Origin of the sequence: Kitasatospora sp. NPDC086801 (assembly GCF_044745805.1) — a bacterium.
Lineage (GTDB): Bacteria > Actinomycetota > Actinomycetes > Streptomycetales > Streptomycetaceae > Kitasatospora.
In genome coordinates this window covers 287565-307389 of record NZ_JBIVAX010000005.1, presented here as the reverse complement: position 1 = coordinate 307389, position 19825 = coordinate 287565, and the positions used below count along the sequence as shown (strand labels likewise).

Sequence of the window (19825 nt, the reverse complement as noted above, 5' to 3'; positions counted from 1 at the left end):
CGAGCTGCTCGCTTTCCGACGGGATCTCTTGACGTTCCGCGAAGTTCCGCGAAGTTCCGCGAAGTTCCGGGGACCTCCGGGGACCTCCGGGAGCCCCCGTCCGCCGGTGGACAGCCCGCCGGACCGGCCCGTACCAGGCGATACGCTGTCCGCCATGCCGTCGTCACCACACGTCCCCGACCCCGCCACCGAAAGCCCCGAAACGGCGGTCGACCACGCCCGGCGGCTCACCGACACCGTCACCCGGCTGCGCCGCGCCCTGCGCAGCAGCATCCGCACCGACTACCCGTGGGAGTCCCTGCCCATGGCGCAGGTCGAACTCCTCCAGACCCTCGCAGCCGCGCCCCTGCGGGTCGGCGAACTCGCCGCCCGGCAGCGGCTCGCCCCCAACACCGTCAGCGGACTGGTCGGCAAGCTCCTCGACGCCGGATTCGTCGACCGCCAGGCCGACCCCGGCGACCGCCGCACCGCCCGCATCGCCCTCACCCCGGCCGGCCGGCGCCAGCTCGACGACTGGCAGCACGCCCACGAGCGCCGCATCGCCACCGCCCTCGGCACCCTCGACCCCGCCGACCGCGACGCCGTCGTCCACGCCCTGCCCGCCCTCGAACAACTCGCCCGCGCCCTCGCCGAGACCAGCCAGGGCCCCGACCCGACCTGAACCCCGGCCCGGCCCGGCCCAGGGCTGAACCCGCCCAGGGCTGAACCCCCGGGCGCCGCCAAAACCGCTGGTCACCGACCCGTCCGGACCGCTACCGTCCCCGGCATGAGCACAGCGCAGGTACTGATCGAGCCCTGGACGGACGCCGACCTCGCGCTGCTGCGCCGGGTGAACACCTCGGAGATGAAGAAGCACGTCGGCGGCCCGGAGACCGAGGAGCAACTGCTCGTCCGGCACCGGCGCTACCTGGACTTCGTCCCGTCCGGCCTGGGCTGCATGTACCGGATCGTGCTGCTCCCCGAGGGCGAGGCCGTCGGCACCGTCGGCTACGGCACCCGCACCTGGGAGGGCGAGACCGTCCACGAGATGGGGTGGAACGTCCTGCCCGGCCACCAGGGGCGGGGCATCGCCGTCGCCGCCACCCGCGCCGCCGTCGCGGCCGCCCGCCGCGAGGCCGCCCACCGCCACCTGCACGCCTTCCCCTCGGTGGACAACCCGGCCTCCAACGCGGTCTGCGCGAAGGCCGGGTTCAGCCTCGTCGGCGAGACGGACTTCGAGTTCCCGCCCGGGCGGTTCATGCGCAGCCACAACTGGCGGGTGGACCTGGAGGACCTGGACCTGCGGGCAGCGGCGGGCTGAACCCGCGCCGCCGCCCGGGCGGACGCGTCAGAACAGCGTGCCGCACTCCAGCTCCAGCAGCCAGCGCTTGCGGTCCACGCCCGCCGCGAAGCCGGTCAGCGAACCGTTGGCACCCATGACGCGGTGGCAGGGGCGGACGATGAGCAGCGGATTGGCGCCCACCGCGCCGCCGACCGCCCGCACCGCGCGCGGCGACTCCCCTGCCAGATCGGCGAGTTGGCCGTAGGTGACGGTCTCGCCGTAGGGGATCTCGTCCAGGGCGGCCCAGATCCGCCGGCGGAACTCGGTGCCCACCGGGGCGAGCGGGAGGTCGAAGGTGGTGCGCTCGCCCGCGAAGTAGGCGGCCAGTTGGGCGACCGGCTCGGCGAGCGCCTCCGGGTCGAGGACCCAGTCGTCGGCGGGCTCGGCCAGCGCGTACTTCTGACCGGGCGCGGTGACGGTGGCCAGCGCCGCCGCGCCGCCGCCCTCGGGCAGGACGCCGGACAGCAGCAGCTGGCCGAACGGGCTCTCCATGGTGGTGTAGACGGTGGTACTCATGCCTGTACGTTCTCCGTTCCAGTGCTGGCGCTCACGGGCCCGGCCCACAGCCGGTGCACGGCGTAGGAGCGCCACGGGGCCCACGCCTCGGCCGCGCGGGCGGCGTTCTTCGGGTCGCCGGGGGCGCCGAGCCGGACGAGGCCGTGCTTGACGCCCACATCGCTCGGGAGGAAGACGTCGGGGTCGGCGAGGGCCCGCATCCTCAGGTAGCCGACGGTCCAGGGGCCGATGCCGGGCAGGGCCAGCAGCCGGGCGGCGGACTCCTCCCGGTCCACCCCGCCGTCGAGTCGCACCGCCCCCTCGGCCAGGGCCGCGCACAGGCCGGTGAGCGCGCGGCGGCGGGCGGCGGGCATCGCGAAGTCCTCCGGATCGGCGGTGGCCAGCACCGCCGCCGTCGGGAACAGCAGTCGCAGGCCGCCGCTCGGCTCGGGCAGCGCGGTGCCGTACTTCTCGGCCAGCCGGCCGGCCAGGGTCCGGGCGGCGCCCACCGTGATCTGCTGGCCGAGGACGGCGCGGACGGCCAGCTCGTGCGGGTCCACGTGGCCGGGCGAGCGCAGGCCGGGACGTTCCCGGACCAGGGGGCCGAGCACCGGGTCGGCGCCGAGCTGCTCGTCGACCGCGTCCGGGTCGGCGTCCAGGTCGAACAGGCCGCGCAGACGCTGGACGGCGGTCGGGAGGTCGCGCAGGTCGGCGAGCAGCAGGCGGCAGTCGAGCCAGCCTCGGGTGCGCGGTTCGCCCGGCGCCAGCCCGTCGACCTCGGCGATGCCGTGCCCGTACGGGAGTGCCAGGGTGCGCCGGTAGCTGCGGACGCCGGGGCGCGGGCCGGGGACGACCTCCTCCACGCCGGGGACGGCGCGCAGGGCCAGGAAGTCGATCAGGTGGTCGCTGTCGAGCGCGCCGCGGTAGGCCAGGCGCAGGGTGAGGCCGCCGGCCGGGGTCGCGATGCGGCGGCCGGCGGCGACCTCGGCGCGCAGGCCGCTGGGGGTGCGGTCGTAGACCTCGCGAACGGTGTCGTTGAACTGGCGCACCGAGGCGAAGCCGGCCGCGAACGCGACGTCGGTGACCGGGAGTTCGGTGGTCTGCAGCAGCAGCCGGGCGGTCTGGGCGCGGCGGGCGCGGGCCAGGGCGATCGGGCCGGCGCCCAGTTCTGCGATGAGCTGGCGCTGGAGCTGGCGGGCGCTGTAGCCGAGGCGGCCGGCCAGGCCCGCGACGCCCTCGCGGTCCACCACGCCGTCGCCGATCAGGCGCATCGCGCGGCCGACCAGGTCGGCGCGGTGGTTCCACTCCGGCGAGCCCGGCACGGAGTCGGGGCGGCAGCGGCGGCAGGCGCGGAAGCCGGCCCCCTGGGCGGCCGCGGCGCTGGGGTAGAAGACGCAGTTGACGCGCTTGGGAGTCACGGCGGGGCAACTCGGTCGGCAGTAGATGCCGGTGGAGGTGACGGCCGTGAAGAAGACCCCGTCGAAGCGGGCGTCGCGGCTGTCCACGGCTCGGTACCGGATGTCGTCGTCGATCACGCTGTCCAGTCTGCGGCACTGGGGCGGGGGGTGACTGGCGGGAATCGGACATGGCCATTGGGGGCTCTCCCCCCTCCCCCCTCCCCCCACCCCCTCCCCTCCGCCCGTCCCACCCACCCATCCACCCGCCCATCCCGAGCACCGGCCCGGAGGGCCCGGGCCGGGGAGGCCATGCCTCGGAGACCACGCCCGAGGAGACCACCCCCGAGGAGACCACGCCACGAAGGCCACGCCGCAGCGCTCGGCGCACGCGCTGCCGCAGGCCGGGGCTCCACGCGCGTTGCTGGCACGGTCCGGCGCCGGCCAGGGTGGCTCGCCGCGCCCTCGGTGACCCGGGTTTCACCGTGGACGCGACCACCGCGGTGGTCCTGGAGCGTTTCCGGCCGCCGGCCGGCCTCCGCTGAGCCGGGTGGCCCAGGCGGAGGCCGGTCGCGGCCTCCCGCATCCTGCTCAGCGCTTCACGGGGCCTCCCGCCGCGCGCATCGACTTGGAGAGCGACTTCCACTTCTTCGCCCGGGCCGAGGCCACCCGGGCGTCCGAACGGGAGGCGATCCACTCGTTCTCGCGCTGGAGCTTGAGGTAGCTGTCCATCCGGCGTTGCGGCAGGGTGCCGTCGACCAGCGCGGCCTGCACCGCACAGCCGGGCTCGGTGTGGTGGCCGCAGTCGTGGAAGCGGCATTCCTCGGCCAGTTCGGCGATGTCGGCGAAGGCCAGGTCCACGCCCTCGCCACCGTAGAGGCCGACCTCGCGCAGCCCCGGGGTGTCGATGAGCACACCCCCGCCGGGCAGCGGGATCAGCTCACGGGTGGTCGTGGTGTGGCGCCCCTTCTGGTCGACCGAGCGGGCCTCCTGGACGGCCATCGCCGTGACGCCGGCGAGCGCGTTGGTGAGCGTGGACTTGCCGACGCCGGACTGGCCGATCACGGCCGTGGTGCCGGGCGCGCAGGCGCGCAGCACCTCCATGCCCTCGCCGGTCTCGGCGCTGACCACGAGCACGGTGACACCGGGCGCGACGGCCTCGACGTCGGCGCGGATGAACTCGGCGTCGTCCACCAGGTCGGCCTTGGTGAGGACGACCAGGGGGTCGGCGCCGGACTCCCAGGCCAGGGCGAGGAAGCGCTCTATCCGGCCGAGGTCCGGGTCGGCCGCGAGCGAGGCGGCGATCAGGACGGTGTCGACGTTGGCCGCGAGCACCTGGCCGTCGGAACGCTTGCCGGCCACCTTGCGGATGATCGCGGTCGAGCGGGGCAGCAGTGCGGCGACGGCGGCCATCGGCTGGGCGTGGAGGTCCACGGCGGCCCAGTCTCCGGTGCACGGGCAGTTGATCATGTCGGCATCGCCGACCGGGCGGGTGTCGAGCCGGACGGTGCGCGGCTCACCCGTCTCCGGATCGGCGAGCACGGCGTCGCACTGGCCGCGGTCGACCCGGACGATCCGGGCCGGGATCAGCCCGGCCTCGGTCAGTGGGGTGAAGAGTTCGGCGAGCTCGGGCTTCCAGCCGTAGCCGGACAGCGGCAGCTCGCCAGAGGGAGAGGTGGAGGGGAACGACGGAGCGGAGGCAGCGTTGAACAACGCGGTGGGCCCTTCGGGAGGAGATGATCCCGGCGGGCTGCGGCTGGCGCGGAAGGGGTCAGCCGGCGGCCGGGAAGAGGAGGTGAACGCGAGTGCTGCCCAAGGCAGCTATCGGGGCGACAACGACCACGGGGTTCACCTCCTGCTCTCTGCTCCTCGGGCGGCCGCGAAGGCCCCCGATCCGGACGGGAGAAACGCTAGCTGGTCGGCGTGGCTTGGCCAACTGATTTTTGACCTGCGGAAACGCAGCGAAGGGGCCAACATTGGACCTACAAAAGCGCGGACTTCGCGCTCAGGAAACCGCCGGAGCCGGCTACCCGCCGTACCGGTGCTTGAGGTTCGGGTCGTCCAGCCACCAGGGCCGCATCCCGGCCTCCTCCTCGGCCGGCAGCCCCGCCGCCTGCGCCTGCGCCGCGGCCTCCTCGAAGCGCGCGTCCAGTTCGGCGTCCACCGCCTTGATCTCCTCCCGGCCCTGGACCACCATCCGCCGCACCAGCGCGGCCAGGAACGGCAGCCCGACCAGGTCACCCAGCACCCAGAGCATGTTGCCGCCCCAGGTCTGGTCCTGTGCCAGGCTCGGCCCCCACGGCCGCCCGAGCGCCACGTAGTAGTGCTCGGCGACCAGGTGGCCGCCGTAGATCAGCACCAGCCCGAGCCCCGCGTCGAAGATCACCTCGGCGAAGGTGATGAACAGCCCGACCAGGTGCGGGTACTCACGCCCGACCGGGTCGATCTGCAGCCGCGGCCAGAAGTACGCCAGCCCGAGCAGCACCAGCGCCAGGTGCAGCAGCACGTTCCCGAACGCGCTGGACACCGACTCCTCGTACCAGGGCGTGAAGTAGAGCAGCCACGGCGGGGCCATCAGCAGCGCGGTGGAGACGGCCGGGAACATCAGCACCTTGGACGGCCCGCTGCGCAGCGCCCGCAGGACGCGCTCGCGCCGGGCCGGCGGCGCGGCCGCGACCAGCAGCGAGACCGGCGCGCCGAGCGCGAGCAGCAGCGGGACGACCATCAGCAGCAGCACGACCTGGACGGCCCGGTCGGTGAACAGGATCCGCTCGTACACGCCGAGGCCGGAGCAGGTGCACCAGATCCACAGCAGCAGCCCGCCGAGGAAGGCGGCGGTGCGGGACGGCTGCCAGCGTTCGCCCCCGGCCCGGTGGACGGTGCGCACCGCGGTCAGGTACCAGCCGCCGAGCAGCACGGAGAGGGCGAGCACGAGCGGTTCGGCCGTCCACGAGGTGGCGAGGTCGGACCACTGCCAGGGCGGCGGTCCGCTGTAGGCGAGCACTCGCACCGCGCCGTCCATCCGTCCGCCCACCTCGCTCGCGCCCTGCCGCCGCCGGCGCCGTCCGGCGGTCCGTCGGACGCCGCGGACCGGACCACGGCGCCCGGCCATGATGGCCTCCCGCCCGGCGCCCGCCGCGCCCGGGGCCCGCCTCTATACCTGCGCCTGAACAAAGCTTTACCAAGCCCGAAAAAAGCTTTGCCCAGGCAAAGTTCCGGCCTCGTCGGCCCCCGGACCGCAACCGGCGGAGGGGCGTGTTCGTCTGGCAGGATGCACCGTCGGCGATACCGGCCACGCGGGTGATGACAAGGGGACGACAAGGGTGCAAAGCACTGCACGCGGCGAGGGCCGCCGGCTGGCGGCGCGCCACCGCAACATCGAGCTGGGCCTGCTGGCGCTCGCGGTGGCCGTCTGTCTGGCGGGGCACGTCGACGCCGATCTGGCACTGACCGGCAAGATGCCGCCCGGGCTGCTGGTCCACGGCCTGGCGCTGGGCGGCCTGGCCGGGGCGGCGCACCTGGCGGTGCGGCGCTTCGCCCCGTACGCGGATCCGCTGATCCTGCCGCTGGGCGTCTTCCTGACCGGCTTCGGGCTGATGCTGCTGGACCGGCTGGACATCTCCTACGCGGCGGCGCACGCCCGGAAGGGCGACTACCAGAAGCTCCCGGCCGCGCCCTCACAACTGATGTGGGTGTTCGTCTCGGTCGCGGTGGCGATCGCGCTGATCGTGCTGATCAAGCACCACCGGTTCTTCCAGCGGTACGTGTACCTGCTGATGACGGGGGCGCTGATCCTGCTGGCGGCGCCCGCGTTCTTCCCGGGCCGGCCGGAGGACTTCGGCGCCAAGCGCTGGATCCGCCTGTTCGGCCTCTCCTTCGAGCCGGACGAGTTCGTGAAGGTCGCGATCACGATCTTCTTCGCCGGCTACCTGATGGCCTCCCGGGACGCGCTCGCGCTGGCCGGCCGGAAGATCTGGGGGATGACCCTGCCGCGCGGGCGACACGTCGGCCCGGTGCTGGCGATCTGGGTGGTCAGCCTGCTGGTGCTGGTCTTCGAGCGCGACCTCGGCACCTCGCTGATCTTCTTCGGCGTCTTCGTCGTGATGCTGTACGTGGCGACCGAGCGGACCAGTTGGGTGGTGCTCGGCGTGCTGATGGCGGTCGGCGGCGCGGCCGTGGTCGGCACCGTGGAGCCGCACGTGCACGGGCGCGTCGAGGCCTGGCTGCACCCGCTCGACATCTACAAGGAGCACCACGACCCGGCGATCATCTCCGACCAGCCCGCCGAGGCGCTGTTCAGCCTGGGCACCGGGCACCTGACCGGGACGGGCCTGGGCTCGGGGCGGCCGTGGCTGATCGGCTTCGCCGGGCGCAGCGACTTCGTCTTCACCACGATCGGCGAGGAGCTGGGCCTGGCCGGGGTGACGGCGGTGCTGCTGGTGTACCTGCTGCTGGTCCAGCGCGGGCTGCGGACGGCGGTCGGGCTGACCGACCCGTTCGGCAAGCTGCTGGCGGCGGGGTTGTCGACGGCGCTGGCGCTGCAGGTGTTCGTGGTGGTCGGCGGGGTGAGCGGGCTGGTGCCGCTGACCGGCAAGGCGCTGCCGTTCCTGGCGGCGGGCGGCTCGTCGCTGCTGGCGAACTGGCTGATCGTGGCGCTGCTGATCAAGCTGAGCGACTCGGCCGGGCGCACGGCCCTGGAGCCGGCGCCGCCGAGCCCCGAGCCGCTCCCTGCGCAGGCCGGACCGGCGGGCCGGTCGGCGGCCCCGGGCGGTCCGGGCCCGACGAACCCGAGCCCGACCGCGAACCCGAGCCCGAGCCCGAGCCCGACCGCGCCGAGCGGCCCGGACCTGACGGCCCCGAACCCGGTCGCCCCGGGCCCGGACCCGGACCGGACCGAGGTCAACCCGGCCACGCCGCACGCCCCGCACACCCTGGCCGAGCAGTCCCCGTACGGGTACCCCCCGGCCCCTCGGTCCCCCTTCCCGCCGAACCCGGCGACCGCCTGACCATCCGCCGGCCACCGGCGACCACCGGCGACCACCGCCGACCACCCGTCGGCCCCGCCGAGCAGCCGAGCAGCCGACGCGGCGCCCGGCGAACGGGACACGGGACACGGGACACGGACGAACGGCACAGGGCCTCCCCCGCGAGATGCGGGGGAGGCCCTGTGCGTGCGTTCACCGCGCCCGGAGACTCCCGCTACCGCTGCTCCCACGGCGGCCTGGGCGGGTGGTCGGGCGCCCGCCGCTCCGGCGGCGGCCCGGACGGCCGGTCGCTGTCCGGCGGGGGCGGGCCGGGCCGGTGGTGGGGCCCGCCGCGGGCGGTGAGGCGGCCGCGGACGTTGTCGGCGGCCAGGACGTCGGCCCAGCGCTCCGGGTACTCGGAGGGGACGTCGACGTCGTCGCCGTCCTCCTCGCCCCACTCCTCCTCGGCGCCTTCGGCGAGGCCGAGTTCGCGGGCGCGCCGGGCCCGTTCGGCGGCGCGCCGGGCGGCGACCTCGCGGACCACGGCGGCGGCGGCCTCCTCCTGGGCGCGCTCGTTCTCGGCGCGGGCGTCGGCGGTCTCCAGGGTGGGCCAGCGGCGGTCTATGGCGGCGTTCATGGCGGCGCCGATGAGGACGGCCAGGGCGACCACGAAGATCCACAGCAGTACGGCCACCGGCGCGGCCAGCGAGCCGTACACCGAGGGGCCCTCGACCGAGCTGACCAGGTAGATCCGCAGGGCGACGCTGCAGACGACCAGCACCACCAGGGCGACCAGGGCGCCGGGGACGTCCTCGCGCCACGGGGTGGAGACGGGGACGGCCAGGTGGTAGAGGGTGGTGAGGGAGACGATCAGCAGCACGATGGCGACCGGCCAGTAGGCGGCGCCGACCAGTCCGGCGGCGCCGGGCACGGCGTTCTCGACGAGTCCGGGTCCGGCCATCAGCAGCGGCAGCACCAGGGAGCTGATGACGAGGGCGCCGAAGTAGAGGCCGAGGGACATCAGCCGGGTCTTGACGATGCCCCGCTTGCCGTCGAGCCCGTACATGACGGTGATGGTGTCGATGAAGATGTAGAGCGCTCTGGAGCCGGACCACAGCGACAGCAGGAAGCCGATCGAGACGAGGTCGGGCCGGGCCTGGTCGAAGACCTGGTTCAGCAGGGGCACCACGACCTCGTTGACGGACGAGTCCGACAGGACCGTCCCGGAGGCCGAGACGATGTCGTGCTTGAGCCGCTCGATGGTGGTGGCGTCGAGGAACTGGTCGAGGTAACCGACGGTGCCGGCCAGGCCGAGCAGCAGCGGCGGGATCGACAGCAGCGTGAAGAAGGCCGCCTCCGCGGCGAGTCCGGTGACCCGGTACTCGACGCAGGTGTTGGTGGTGTCCTTGACCAGCTCCCACGCCGTGCGGCGCCAGGCGGCCTGCTTGGCCGCACGCCGGGAGCCCTTGCCCCGGCGCCGGGAGGGCCGCTCGGGGTTCGGTCTGCTCGTCTCGCCTGCTGCTTGCACAGGCCTAACGGTATCGGGCCGGGGCCGCGCGGTTGATCTCCCCCGGGGTACGGGCGCGTGGACGGACGTCGGGGCGGGGAGCGGCGGGGATTCCCGGCAGTCTCACATAGCGAAACCTCAGCGTCCGCCATCCGGATGTTAGTGGACCGCAAGTCCCGCGCCGTGCCAATCTCTTGCCATGCCGAGCGCCGGAACCACCCTAGTTGGTCGACTCCACGTCGATCTCCTTCGCGTGTCCAGCGCCATCTGTCCGGTGATCTGAGCCCACCCCGCCGCACCACCGCACCCGGCGCCACCCACCTCGCAGTCCCCGCTGGAGCGGACGCGTGGGCGCCCGGCCGGCCACGGTCACTGCTCTCTCCGGACCTGGGTGAACCCGCAGGTCACAGCAGCACCGCACCGCCGCGCACCCCCAGCGACCCACCCGGCGTCAGAGCCATCTGCCCCGAAGGACTTCACCATGGCCACCACCCCCGAGACCGCCGAGCCCACGGCCGACCGCGCCGCCGCGCGCCGCCCCGCCGCGCCTCGCAAGGTGACCCGTCACCGCGGCGAGGGCCAGTGGGGCATGGGCCACTTCACCCCCCTGAACGCCAACGAGCAGTTCAAGAAGGACGACGACGGTCTCAACGTACGGACACGTATTGAGACGATCTACGCGCACCGGGGCTTCGACTCGATCGACCCCGCCGACCTGCGCGGCCGGATGCGCTGGTGGGGTCTCTACACCCAGCGCAAGGAGGGCATCGACGGCGGCAGGACCGCGATCCTGGAGCCGCACGAGCTCGACGCCGAGTACTTCATGCTGCGCGTGCGCGTCGACGGCGGCCGGCTGACCGTCGCCCAGCTGAAGGCGATCGCCGAGGTCTCCGAGCAGTACGCCCGCAACACCGCCGACCTGACCGACCGCCAGAACGTCCAGTACCACTGGATCCGAATCGAGGACGTCCCGGCGATCTGGCAGAAGCTGGAGGCCGTCGGCCTGTCCACCACCGAGGCCTGCGGCGACACCCCGCGCGTCATCCTCGGCTCCCCGGTGGCCGGCATCGCCGAGGACGAGATCATCGACGGCACCCCCGCCATCGACGAGATCCAGCGGCGCTTCATCGGCAACAAGGACTTCTCCAACCTGCCGCGCAAGTTCAAGTCCGCCGTCTCCGGCTCCCCGCTGCTGGACGTCGCGCACGAGATCAACGACATCGCCTTCGTCGGCGTGGTCCACCCCGAACACGGCCCCGGCTTCGACCTGTGGGTCGGCGGCGGGCTGTCCACCAACCCCAAGCTGGGCGTGCGCCTGGGTGCCTGGGTCCCGCTGGACGAGGTCGCCGACGTCTACGGCGGCGTCATCGGCATCTTCCGCGACTACGGCTACCGCCGGCTGCGCAACCGCGCCCGGCTGAAGTTCCTGGTCGCCGACTGGGGCGTGGAGAAGTTCCGCCAGGTGCTGGAGGACGAGTACCTCAAGTACCGGCTGGTCGACGGCCCCGCGCCGCAGGAGCCCAGCGGCCGCTGGCGCGACCACGTCGGCGTCCACCGGCAGAAGGACGGCCGGTACTACATCGGCTTCGCGCCGCGCGTCGGCCGGGTCGACGGCCGGCTGCTCGGCCGGATCGCCGACCTCGCCGCCGCGCACGGCAGCGACCGGCTGCGCACCACCGCCGAACAGAAGATGCTGGTCCTCGACATCGCCGAGGACCAGGTCGACTCGGTGGTGGCCGGCCTGGAAGCGCTGGACCTGCGGGTCACCCCGTCGCCGTTCCGCCGCGGCACCATGGCCTGCACCGGCATCGAGTACTGCAAGCTCGCCATCGTCGAGACCAAGGAGCGCGGCCGCACGCTCATCGACGAACTGGAGAAGCGCCTGCCGGACTTCGCCGAACCGCTGACCATCAACATCAACGGCTGCCCGAACGCCTGCGCCCGCATCCAGGTCGCCGACATCGGCCTCAAGGGCCAGCTGGTCCCGGACGGCAACGGCGAGCAGGTCGAGGGCTACCAGGTGCACCTGGGCGGCGCGCTCGGCCTGGAGGCCGGGTTCGGCCGCAAGGTCCGCGGCCTCAAGGTCACCAAGGACGACCTGCCCGACTACGTCGAGCGCGTCCTGACCCGCTACCAGGCCGACCGCACCGAGGGCGAGCGCTTCGCCCAGTGGGCGGCCCGGGCCGGCGAGGAGCAGCTGTCGTGAGTGAGCGTGCCGCGCCGTTCTTCTGCCCGTACTGCGGGGACGAGGACCTGCGTCCCTCCGAGGCCGGGCACGGCGCCTGGGAGTGCCACGGGTGCCGCCGCGCCTTCCAGCTCAAGTTCCTCGGCCTGCTGTCTCCGGCCGCCTCGACCGCGGCCGCCCCGCGAGCGACCGACTCGACTGCCGCCACCTCGACTCCGACCAACTCGACTGCCGCCACCTCGACTCCGACCAACTCGACTGCCGCCACCTCGACTGCGACCAACTCGACTGCGACCAACGGGGGTTCGTCCAGTGACCAGCGCGACGACTGACCACGAGGAGATAGCCGTCCGGGCCGGCCGCGAGCTGGCGGAGGCGACGCCCCAGGAGATCCTGGCCTGGGCCGCCGACACCTTCGGCCACCGCTTCTGCGTCACCTCCTCGATGGAGGACGCGGTCGTCGCCCACCTCGCCTCCTCGGTGTTCCCCGGCGTGGACGTGGTGTTCCTGGACACCGGCTACCACTTCCCGGAGACCATCGGCACCCGGGACGCGGTGGCCGCGACCATGCCGGTCAACGTCATCACCCTCAAGCCGCTGCGCACCGTGGCCGAGCAGGACGCCGAGCACGGGCCGGACCTGCACGACCGCGACCCGGACCTGTGCTGCGCGCTGCGCAAGGTCGAGCCGCTGAACCGCGGCCTCGGCGGCTACGACGCCTGGGCGACCGGGCTGCGCCGCGACGAGTCCCCGAGCCGGGCGAACACCCCGGTGGTGTCCTGGGACGCCAGGCGCCGCAAGGTCAAGATCGCCCCGATCGCCCGGTGGACGCAGGAGGACGTGGACGCCTACGTCGCCGCCCACGGGGTGCTGCTCAACCCGCTGCTGTGGGAGGGCTACACCTCGATCGGCTGCTCGCCGCTGTCCTGCACCCGCAAGCCCGCCGAGGGCGAGGACGCCCGGGCCGGGCGCTGGTCCGGCTCCGGCAAGACCGAGTGCGGCATCCACCTCTGACCCACCCCCCACTACCGACGAAGGACTTGAGACTGTGACGGCTCACACCCAGGCCGCCGGCGGAGCCGCGGAGGCCGCCCCCGCGGCCGACCCCTGCGAGCGCGGCGCCACCGTGTGGCTGACCGGGCTGCCGAGCGCGGGCAAGACCACGCTCGCCTTCGCCCTGGCCGGGCGGCTGCGCGCCGAGGGCCACCGGGTCGAGGTCCTGGACGGCGACGAGGTCCGCGAGTTCCTCTCCAAGGGCCTCGGCTTCACCCGCGAGGACCGGCACACCAACGTGACCCGGATCGGCTTCGTCGCCGAGAGGCTCGCCGCCCACGGCGTCAAGGTGCTCGCCCCGGTGATCGCCCCGTTCGCCGACTCGCGCGCCGCGGTGCGCGAGCGGCACGCGGCGGCCGGCACCGAGTTCCTGGAGATCCACGTCGCCACCCCGGTCGAGCTGTGCGCCGAACGCGACGTCAAGGGCCTGTACGCCAAGCAGGCCGCCGGCGAGCTCGCCGGCCTCACCGGCGTGGACGACCCGTACGAGGCGCCGGAGAAGCCGGAGCTGCGGATCCAGACCCAGGGCCGCGCGGTCGCCGAGTCCGCCGCCGAGCTGCACGCCTTCCTGACCGAGAGGGGTCTCGCATGACCACCGCGACCGACGGCCCGGTCCGCACCGGCGCCCAGGACCAGGACCAGCACGCGGGGGGCCCCTTCGCGCTGTCCCACCTGGACGCGCTGGAGGCCGAGTCGGTGCACGTCTTCCGCGAGGTCGCGGGGGAGTTCGAGCGCCCGGTGATCCTCTTCTCGGGCGGCAAGGACTCCATCGTCATGCTGCACCTGGCACTCAAGGCCTTCCACCCGGCCGCCGTGCCGTTCTCGCTGCTGCACGTCGACACCGGGCACAACTTCCCCGAGGTCATCGAGTACCGCGACCGCGTCGTGGCCGAGCACGGCCTGCGCCTGCACGTCGCCCACGTCCAGGACTTCATCGACGACGGCCGGCTGCGCGAGCGCCCGGACGGCACCCGCAACCCGCTGCAGACCGTCCCGCTGCTCGACGCCATCGAGACGAACCGCTTCGACGCGGTGTTCGGCGGCGGGCGCCGCGACGAGGAGAAGGCCCGCGCCAAGGAGCGCGTGTTCTCCCTGCGCGACGAGTTCGGCGCCTGGGACCCGCGCCGCCAGCGCCCCGAGCTGTGGTCGCTGTACAACGGCCGGCACGCCGTCGGCGAGCACGTACGCGTCTTCCCGCTGTCCAACTGGACCGAGCTGGACGTCTGGCAGTACATCGAGCGCGAGGGCATCGACCTCCCGGAGATCTACTACGCCCACGAGCGGGACGTCTTCGCCCGCGGCGGCATGTGGCTGACCGCCGGCGCGTGGGGCGGCCCCAAGGAGAACGAGCCCGTCGAGCGGCGGCTGATCCGCTACCGCACCGTCGGCGACATGTCCTGCACCGGCGCCGTCGACTCGGACGCCACCGACATCCAGGCCGTGATCGCCGAGATCGCCGCCTCGCGCCTCACCGAACGAGGCGCGACGCGAGCCGACGACAAGCTGTCCGAGGCCGCGATGGAAGACCGCAAGCGCGAGGGGTACTTCTAGCCATGACCAGCACCACCCGGGAAGCCACCGCCACCTCGCTGCTGCGCTTCGCCACCGCCGGGTCCGTCGACGACGGCAAGTCCACCCTGGTCGGCCGGCTGCTGCACGACTCCAAGTCGGTGCTCGCCGACCAGCTGGAGGCCGTCGAACGCGTCTCCCTGGGCCGCGGCCAGGACGCGCCCGACCTCGCGCTGCTCACCGACGGCCTGCGCGCCGAGCGCGAGCAGGGCATCACCATCGACGTGGCCTACCGCTACTTCGCCACCCCCCGGCGGCGGTTCATCCTCGCCGACACCCCCGGCCACGTGCAGTACACCCGCAACATGGTGACCGGCGCCTCCACCGCCGAACTGGCCGTCGTGCTGGTCGACGCCCGCAACGGCGTCGTCGAGCAGACCCGCCGGCACGCCGCCGTCGCCGCGCTGCTGCGGGTGCCGCACGTCGTCCTGGCCGTCAACAAGATGGACCTGGTCGACTACGCCGAGCCCGTCTTCGCCGCCATCGCCGAGGAGTTCACCGCCTACGCCGCCTCGCTCGGTGTGGGCGACGTGGTGGCCGTGCCGATCTCGGCCCTCGCCGGGGACAACGTCGTCGAGCCGTCCGCGCACATGGACTGGTACGGCGGCCCGACCCTGCTGGAGCACCTGGAGACCGTCCCGGTCGGCAGCGACCCGGGCGCCGAGCCGGCCCGCTTCCCGGTCCAGTACGTGATCCGCCCGCAGAGCGAGGAACACCCCGACTACCGCGGCTACGCCGGGCAGTTGGCCTCCGGCGTGCTGCGGGTCGGCGACCCGGTGACGGTGCTGCCATCCGGCCACACCACCACCGTCGCCGGGATCGACGCGCTCGGCCGCGAGACGGACCTCGCCTGGGCACCCCAGTCGATCACCGTCCGCCTCGCCGACGACATCGACGTCTCCCGCGGCGACCTGATCGCGGCCGGCGTGATCCCCACGCCCACCAGGGACATCGAGGCCACCGTCAGCCACCTCGACGAGCGCCCGCTGCGCACCGGCGACAAGGTCCTGCTCAAGCACACCACCCGCACCGTGCGCGCGCTCGTCAAGGAGATCACCTACCGGATCGACGTCGACACGCTCGAACAGCGCTCCGGCGCCGAGGGGTTGAACGTCAACGACCTCGGCCACGTGGTGCTGCGCACCGCCGAGCCCCTGGCGCTCGACGCCTACTCCGACAACCGCCGCACCGGCTCGTTCCTCCTGATCGACCCGGCCGACGGCACCACCCTCACCGCCGGCATGGCGGGCGAGGCCTTCGCGACCGTACGCGCCACCGAACCCGCTGAGGAGGACTGGGTCTGATGCCCAGCGAGGCGTTCTCGGACATGGACAAGGAAGGCGGCCGCATCGGCAGCGGCGTCCTCGGCAGCGGCCAGGGCGGCCTGACCCGATGTGCGGGCCGACAGCGCTGAGTTGCGATCCCCGGCCGCCCCGACGGGCGACCGCCGTGTCCCCGAGACCGCCTCCTGACGGTCCGTCAACGAACAGGACTTCACCATGGCACCGAACCCGGCCCCCTCGCATACCCGTACCCGCCCCAACGCCGGACGGATCAGACGTTCCGCGGTGGCCGCCGTGGCCGGCCTGACCGCCGTGACCCTGCTGTCGGCGTGCAGCTACGGCTCCAAGGCGGACGACAGGAAGTCCAACGCCGCCGACTCCGCCGCCAGTTCGGCCGGCGCCTCCGGCGCGAAGCTGTCCGCGGACACCGTGAAGATCGGCTACTTCGCCAACCTGACCCACGGCACCGCGCTGGTCGGCCTCCAGGAGGGGCTGTTCCAGAAGGAGTTGGGCGCCACCCAGATCAAGACCCAGGTCTTCAACGCGGGCCCGTCCGAGATCGAGGCGCTCAACGCCGGATCCATCGACATCGGCTGGATCGGCCCCTCCCCCGCGATCAACGGCTACACCAAGTCCGACGGCCAGTCCCTGAAGATCATCGGCGGTTCGGCCTCCGGCGGGGTCAAGCTGGTGGTCAACCCGGACAAGATCTCCTCCCTGGACGACCTCAAGGGCAAGAAGATCGCCACCCCGCAGCTGGGCAACACCCAGGACGTGGCGCTGCTCAACTACCTGGCCGGCAAGGGCTACAAGGTCGACGCGGCGACCGGCGCCGGCGACGTCTCAGTGGTGCGCACCGACAACAAGGTCACCCCCGACGCCTACCGGCAGGGCTCCATCGACGGCGCCTGGGTGCCCGAGCCCACCGCCTCCAAACTGGCCACCCTCGGCGCGAAGGTCCTGCTCAACGAGAAGGACGTCTGGCCGGACAAGAAGTTCGTGATCACCAACATCATCGTCTCGCAGAAGTTCCTCAAGGAGCACCCGGACGTGGTGGAGGCCGTGCTGCGCGGCTCGGTGAACACCAACGCCTTCATCAAGGCCAACCCGGACAAGGCCAAGGCCGACGCCAACGAGGCGATCAAGAAGGAGGCCGGCAACGCGCTGGAGCCGGCCATCCTCGACCCGGCCTGGGCCGACATCGACTTCCTCGACGACCCGCTGGCGAACACCCTGCAGGCCGAGGCCGACCACGCCGTCACCGCCGGGCTGCTCAAGAAGCCCAACCTGAACGGCATCTACGACCTCACCCTGCTCAACAAGGTGCTCGCGGCCAAGGGCCAGGGCCCCGTGGCGGACGCCGGACTCGGCACCAAGTAGCTCCGCGGTCCGGACCCGCCCACCCGGTCGATCCCCGGTCGATGCCCACCGGGACGGGCGGGGCCCGGACCCCGGCCCCCGCTCCGCCAGCCCCCGACCATCTCACGCAGGAGAGGTGCCTCGATGACCCCGGCACTGACCACCTCGGCGGACACCGCCGGCGCCGACGCCGGCGGCGCCGCGCCCGCCGTCCGGATCTCGCACGTGCACAAGTCCTTCGGCCGCCCGGGCGCGCAGACCCACGTTCTGGACGACATCACCCTCGACGTCGCGCCCGGCGAGTTCGTCACGCTGCTCGGCGCCTCGGGCTGCGGCAAGTCCACCCTGCTCAACCTGGTCGCCGGCCTCGACAAGCCCACCGTCGGCACCATCGAGGTGCCCGGCGGCCGCCCCGCGCTGATGTTCCAGGAGCACGCGCTGTTCCCCTGGCTCACCGCCGGCCGCAACATCGAACTCGCCCTCAAGCTGGCCGGCGTCCCCCGCCCCGAGCGCCGCGCCGAAGCCGAGCGCCTCCTCGAACTCGTCCGCCTCAAGGGCTCGTGCGGCAAGCGCGTGCACGAGCTGTCCGGCGGCATGCGCCAGCGCGTCGCGATGGCCCGCGCGCTCGCCCAGGGCAGCCAGGTGCTGCTGATGGACGAGCCGTTCGCCGCGCTCGACGCCATCACCCGCGACGTGCTGCACGACGAGATCACCCGGATCTGGGCCGAACGGCAGCTGTCCGTCCTGTTCGTCACCCACAACGTGCGCGAGGCCGTACGGCTGGCCCAGCGCGTCGTGCTGCTCTCCTCCCGCCCCGGCCGGGTCGCCCGCGAGTGGCGGATCGACCTGCCGCAGCCGCGCCGCATCGAGTCCGCCGGCGTCGCCGACCTGTCCATCGAGATCACCGAAGAACTGCGTGGGGAGATCCGTCGCCATGGCCAGCACTGACACCACCCCGGTCCTGGACAAAGCCGATAAAGCCGATAAAGCCGACAAGGCCGACCAGGCCGCTGCCACCGACACCGCAGGCGTCGGCGCCGGTCTGGACGCCCTCGACGCCGTCTCCGCCCAGCGCGGCTCCCTCGGCGAGGCGCTGCGGACCAAGGCGCTGCCGCCGCTGATCGGCGTCGTCGTGGTGCTCGCCCTGTGGCAGGGCGCCTACAGCCTGCACCTCACCTCCACCTACAAGCTGCCCAGCCCGGCCGACGTGTGGCACTCCGCCCAGGAACTCTGGTACCAGGGCACGCTGTTCTCGATCATCTGGACCAGCGTCTGGCGCGGCCTGTCCGGCTTCGTGCTCGCCGTCGTCATCGGCACCCCGATCGGGCTGGTCGTCGCCCGCGTCCGGCCGGTGCGCACCGCCATCGGGCCGGTGCTGCAGGGCCTCCAGTCGCTGCCCTCGGTCGCCTGGGTGCCGGCCGCGGTCATCTGGCTCGGCATCAACGACCAGATGATGTACGCGGTCATCCTGCTCGGCGCCGTCCCCTCCATCGCCAACGGCCTGGTCGCCGGCATCGACCAGGTGCCGCCGCTGTTCCTGCGCGCCGGGCGCACCATCGGCGCCACCGGCCTCACCGGCGCCCGGCACGTGCTGATCCCCGCCGCGTTCCCCGGCTACCTGGCCGGCCTCAAGCAGGGCTGGGCGTTCTCCTGGCGCTCCCTGATGGCCGCCGAACTCGTCGCCTCCTCCCCCGACCTCGGCCGGGGCCTGGGCCGGTTCCTGGAGGACCAGCGCGAGTTCTCCGACATGTCCGGGGTGCTGCTCGGCATCATCCTCATCCTGTTCGTCGGCATCGCCATCGAACTGCTCGTCTTCACCCCGGTCGAACGCCGGGTGCTGCGCAACCGCGGCCTGCTGGCCGCCGTCAAGTAAGGCCGACGCCGATGCCCGCCCTCCTGCTGATCGCCCACGGCAGCCGCGACCCGCGGCACGCCGCGACCGTGGCCGCGCTGGTCCAGGAGGTGCGGGCACGGCGCCCCGGACTGGACATCGCCACCGCCTACCTGGACCACTGCGCGCCGCGCATCCCGCAGGTCGTCGGGCGGCTCGACGACGCGGTGGCCGTCCCGCTGCTGCTCAACCGGGCCTACCACGCCAAGCACGACGTCCCGGCCGCCCTGCGCGCGGCCGGCGCCGCCCTGCCCGTCGCCGACGTCCTGGGCCCCTCACCGCTGCTGCTGGCCGCCCTGGACCGCCGCCTCGCCGAGGCCGGGGTGGACGTACGCTCGGCCGCCGTCCGGGCCCGCACCGGCGTGGTGCTCGCGGCGGCCGGCTCCTCCGACCCGGCCGCCGACGCCGCCACCCGCGCGGTGGCCGCCGCCTGGCGCCGCACCCGGGGCTGGGCCGCCGTCGAGGTGGCCTACGCCTCCGCCGCCGGCCCCCGCGTGCCGGACGCCCTGGCCGCCCTCCGGGCCGCCGGCGCGGCGCGCACGACCGTCGCCCCGTACCTGCTGGCCCCGGGCCTCCTCCCCGACCGCATCGCCGAGGCCGCCGCCGGAGCGGACGTCGTGGCCGATGTCCTGGGCCCCGCCCCCGAACTGGCCACCCTCCTCCTGGAGCGCTACGACGCGGCGCGCACGACGGCCCGAGCGCACCGGCCGGCGCTCACCGCCTGAGCGGGAGCAGGGCAAGGCGCGACCGTCACCGAGCCGCCTTCTCCGCCTGGTGAAGCCGCTCGGCCCGTCCGACCGCTTC

General features: G+C 73.4%; 19 protein-coding genes. 14 read left to right on the top strand and 5 right to left on the bottom strand.

What is annotated here, in order from left to right:
• Positions 1-154 precede the first annotated feature (154 nt).
• Positions 155-661: a MarR family winged helix-turn-helix transcriptional regulator gene (locus ACIPLC_RS09905; protein WP_400472432.1), complete on the top strand. Its 507-nt coding sequence runs from the start codon at positions 155-157 to the stop codon at positions 659-661.
• A gap of 105 nt (positions 662-766) precedes the next feature.
• A complete protein-coding gene (locus ACIPLC_RS09900) occupies positions 767-1300 on the top strand; it encodes a GNAT family N-acetyltransferase (RefSeq protein ID WP_400472431.1) in 534 nt (177 codons plus the stop codon).
• Between the two features lie 27 nt (positions 1301-1327).
• Here ACIPLC_RS09900 and ACIPLC_RS09895 read toward each other — a convergent pair whose 3' ends face one another.
• From ACIPLC_RS09895 to ACIPLC_RS09880, 4 genes are all read right to left on the bottom strand, one after another.
• A complete protein-coding gene (locus ACIPLC_RS09895) occupies positions 1328-1837 on the bottom strand; it encodes a methylated-DNA--[protein]-cysteine S-methyltransferase (protein ID WP_400472430.1) in 510 nt (169 codons plus the stop codon).
• Positions 1834-3351 carry a DNA-3-methyladenine glycosylase 2 family protein gene (locus tag ACIPLC_RS09890; RefSeq protein WP_400472429.1) on the bottom strand — a complete coding sequence of 506 codons (1518 nt, stop codon included), beginning with the start codon at positions 3349-3351 and terminating at the stop codon, positions 1834-1836. Before ACIPLC_RS09890 ends, ACIPLC_RS09895 begins: the two co-directional genes overlap by 4 nt.
• A gap of 450 nt (positions 3352-3801) precedes the next feature.
• A complete protein-coding gene (rsgA, locus tag ACIPLC_RS09885; protein ID WP_400472428.1) occupies positions 3802-4923 on the bottom strand; it encodes a ribosome small subunit-dependent GTPase A in 1122 nt (373 codons plus the stop codon).
• Positions 4924-5236: 313 nt separating this feature from the next.
• Positions 5237-6322, bottom strand: coding sequence for a cytochrome c oxidase assembly protein (locus ACIPLC_RS09880; RefSeq protein ID WP_400472427.1), 1086 nt, complete (start codon positions 6320-6322; stop codon positions 5237-5239).
• A 211-nt stretch (positions 6323-6533) separates the two neighbouring features.
• On the opposite strand from ACIPLC_RS09880, the gene ACIPLC_RS09875 reads away from it, so the two are divergent.
• A complete protein-coding gene (locus tag ACIPLC_RS09875) occupies positions 6534-8216 on the top strand; it encodes an FtsW/RodA/SpoVE family cell cycle protein (RefSeq protein WP_400472426.1) in 1683 nt (560 codons plus the stop codon).
• Between the two features lie 193 nt (positions 8217-8409).
• On the opposite strand, the gene ACIPLC_RS09870 is transcribed toward ACIPLC_RS09875, so the two are convergent.
• The gene (locus tag ACIPLC_RS09870; RefSeq protein ID WP_400472425.1) at positions 8410-9702 is read right to left on the bottom strand and encodes a YihY/virulence factor BrkB family protein; all 1293 of its coding nucleotides are present in this window, start codon (positions 9700-9702) and stop codon (positions 8410-8412) included.
• Between the two features lie 178 nt (positions 9703-9880).
• Between ACIPLC_RS09870 and ACIPLC_RS09865 the strand changes: the two genes are divergently transcribed.
• The 11 genes from ACIPLC_RS09865 (at position 9881) to ACIPLC_RS09815 (ending at position 19746) form a co-directional block, all read left to right on the top strand.
• Positions 9881-9964 carry a putative leader peptide gene (locus ACIPLC_RS09865; RefSeq protein ID WP_329492070.1) on the top strand — a complete coding sequence of 28 codons (84 nt, stop codon included), beginning with the start codon at positions 9881-9883 and terminating at the stop codon, positions 9962-9964.
• 198 nt (positions 9965-10162) lie between these two features.
• Positions 10163-11887 (top strand): nitrite/sulfite reductase, encoded by a 1725-nt coding sequence (locus ACIPLC_RS09860; RefSeq protein WP_400472424.1) that lies wholly within the window; start codon positions 10163-10165, stop codon positions 11885-11887.
• The gene (locus ACIPLC_RS09855) at positions 11884-12198 is read left to right on the top strand and encodes a hypothetical protein (RefSeq protein ID WP_400472474.1); all 315 of its coding nucleotides are present in this window, start codon (positions 11884-11886) and stop codon (positions 12196-12198) included. Before ACIPLC_RS09860 ends, ACIPLC_RS09855 begins: the two co-directional genes overlap by 4 nt.
• Positions 12179-12880, top strand: a complete 702-nt coding sequence (locus ACIPLC_RS09850; protein ID WP_400472423.1) for a phosphoadenylyl-sulfate reductase — start codon at positions 12179-12181, stop codon at positions 12878-12880. Before ACIPLC_RS09855 ends, ACIPLC_RS09850 begins: the two co-directional genes overlap by 20 nt.
• A gap of 34 nt (positions 12881-12914) precedes the next feature.
• Positions 12915-13511, top strand: a complete 597-nt coding sequence (cysC, locus tag ACIPLC_RS09845; protein WP_400472422.1) for an adenylyl-sulfate kinase — start codon at positions 12915-12917, stop codon at positions 13509-13511.
• Positions 13508-14470: a sulfate adenylyltransferase subunit CysD gene (gene cysD / locus ACIPLC_RS09840; protein ID WP_400472421.1), complete on the top strand. Its 963-nt coding sequence runs from the start codon at positions 13508-13510 to the stop codon at positions 14468-14470. The genes cysC and cysD overlap by 4 nt, the downstream gene beginning before the upstream one ends.
• 2 nt (positions 14471-14472) lie before the next feature.
• The gene (locus ACIPLC_RS09835) at positions 14473-15792 is read left to right on the top strand and encodes a sulfate adenylyltransferase subunit 1 (RefSeq protein WP_400472420.1); all 1320 of its coding nucleotides are present in this window, start codon (positions 14473-14475) and stop codon (positions 15790-15792) included.
• Positions 15793-15987: 195 nt separating this feature from the next.
• Positions 15988-17151, top strand: a complete 1164-nt coding sequence (locus ACIPLC_RS09830; RefSeq protein ID WP_400472419.1) for an aliphatic sulfonate ABC transporter substrate-binding protein — start codon at positions 15988-15990, stop codon at positions 17149-17151.
• A 123-nt stretch (positions 17152-17274) separates the two neighbouring features.
• Positions 17275-18078 (top strand): ABC transporter ATP-binding protein, encoded by an 804-nt coding sequence (locus tag ACIPLC_RS09825; RefSeq protein WP_400472418.1) that lies wholly within the window; start codon positions 17275-17277, stop codon positions 18076-18078.
• Complete coding sequence (locus tag ACIPLC_RS09820) at positions 18065-19003, top strand: ABC transporter permease (RefSeq protein WP_400472417.1); 939 nt, start codon at positions 18065-18067, stop codon at positions 19001-19003. The genes ACIPLC_RS09825 and ACIPLC_RS09820 overlap by 14 nt, the downstream gene beginning before the upstream one ends.
• Before the next feature lie 11 nt (positions 19004-19014).
• Positions 19015-19746: a sirohydrochlorin chelatase gene (locus ACIPLC_RS09815; RefSeq protein WP_400472416.1), complete on the top strand. Its 732-nt coding sequence runs from the start codon at positions 19015-19017 to the stop codon at positions 19744-19746.
• Positions 19747-19825: the final 79 nt, after the last annotated feature.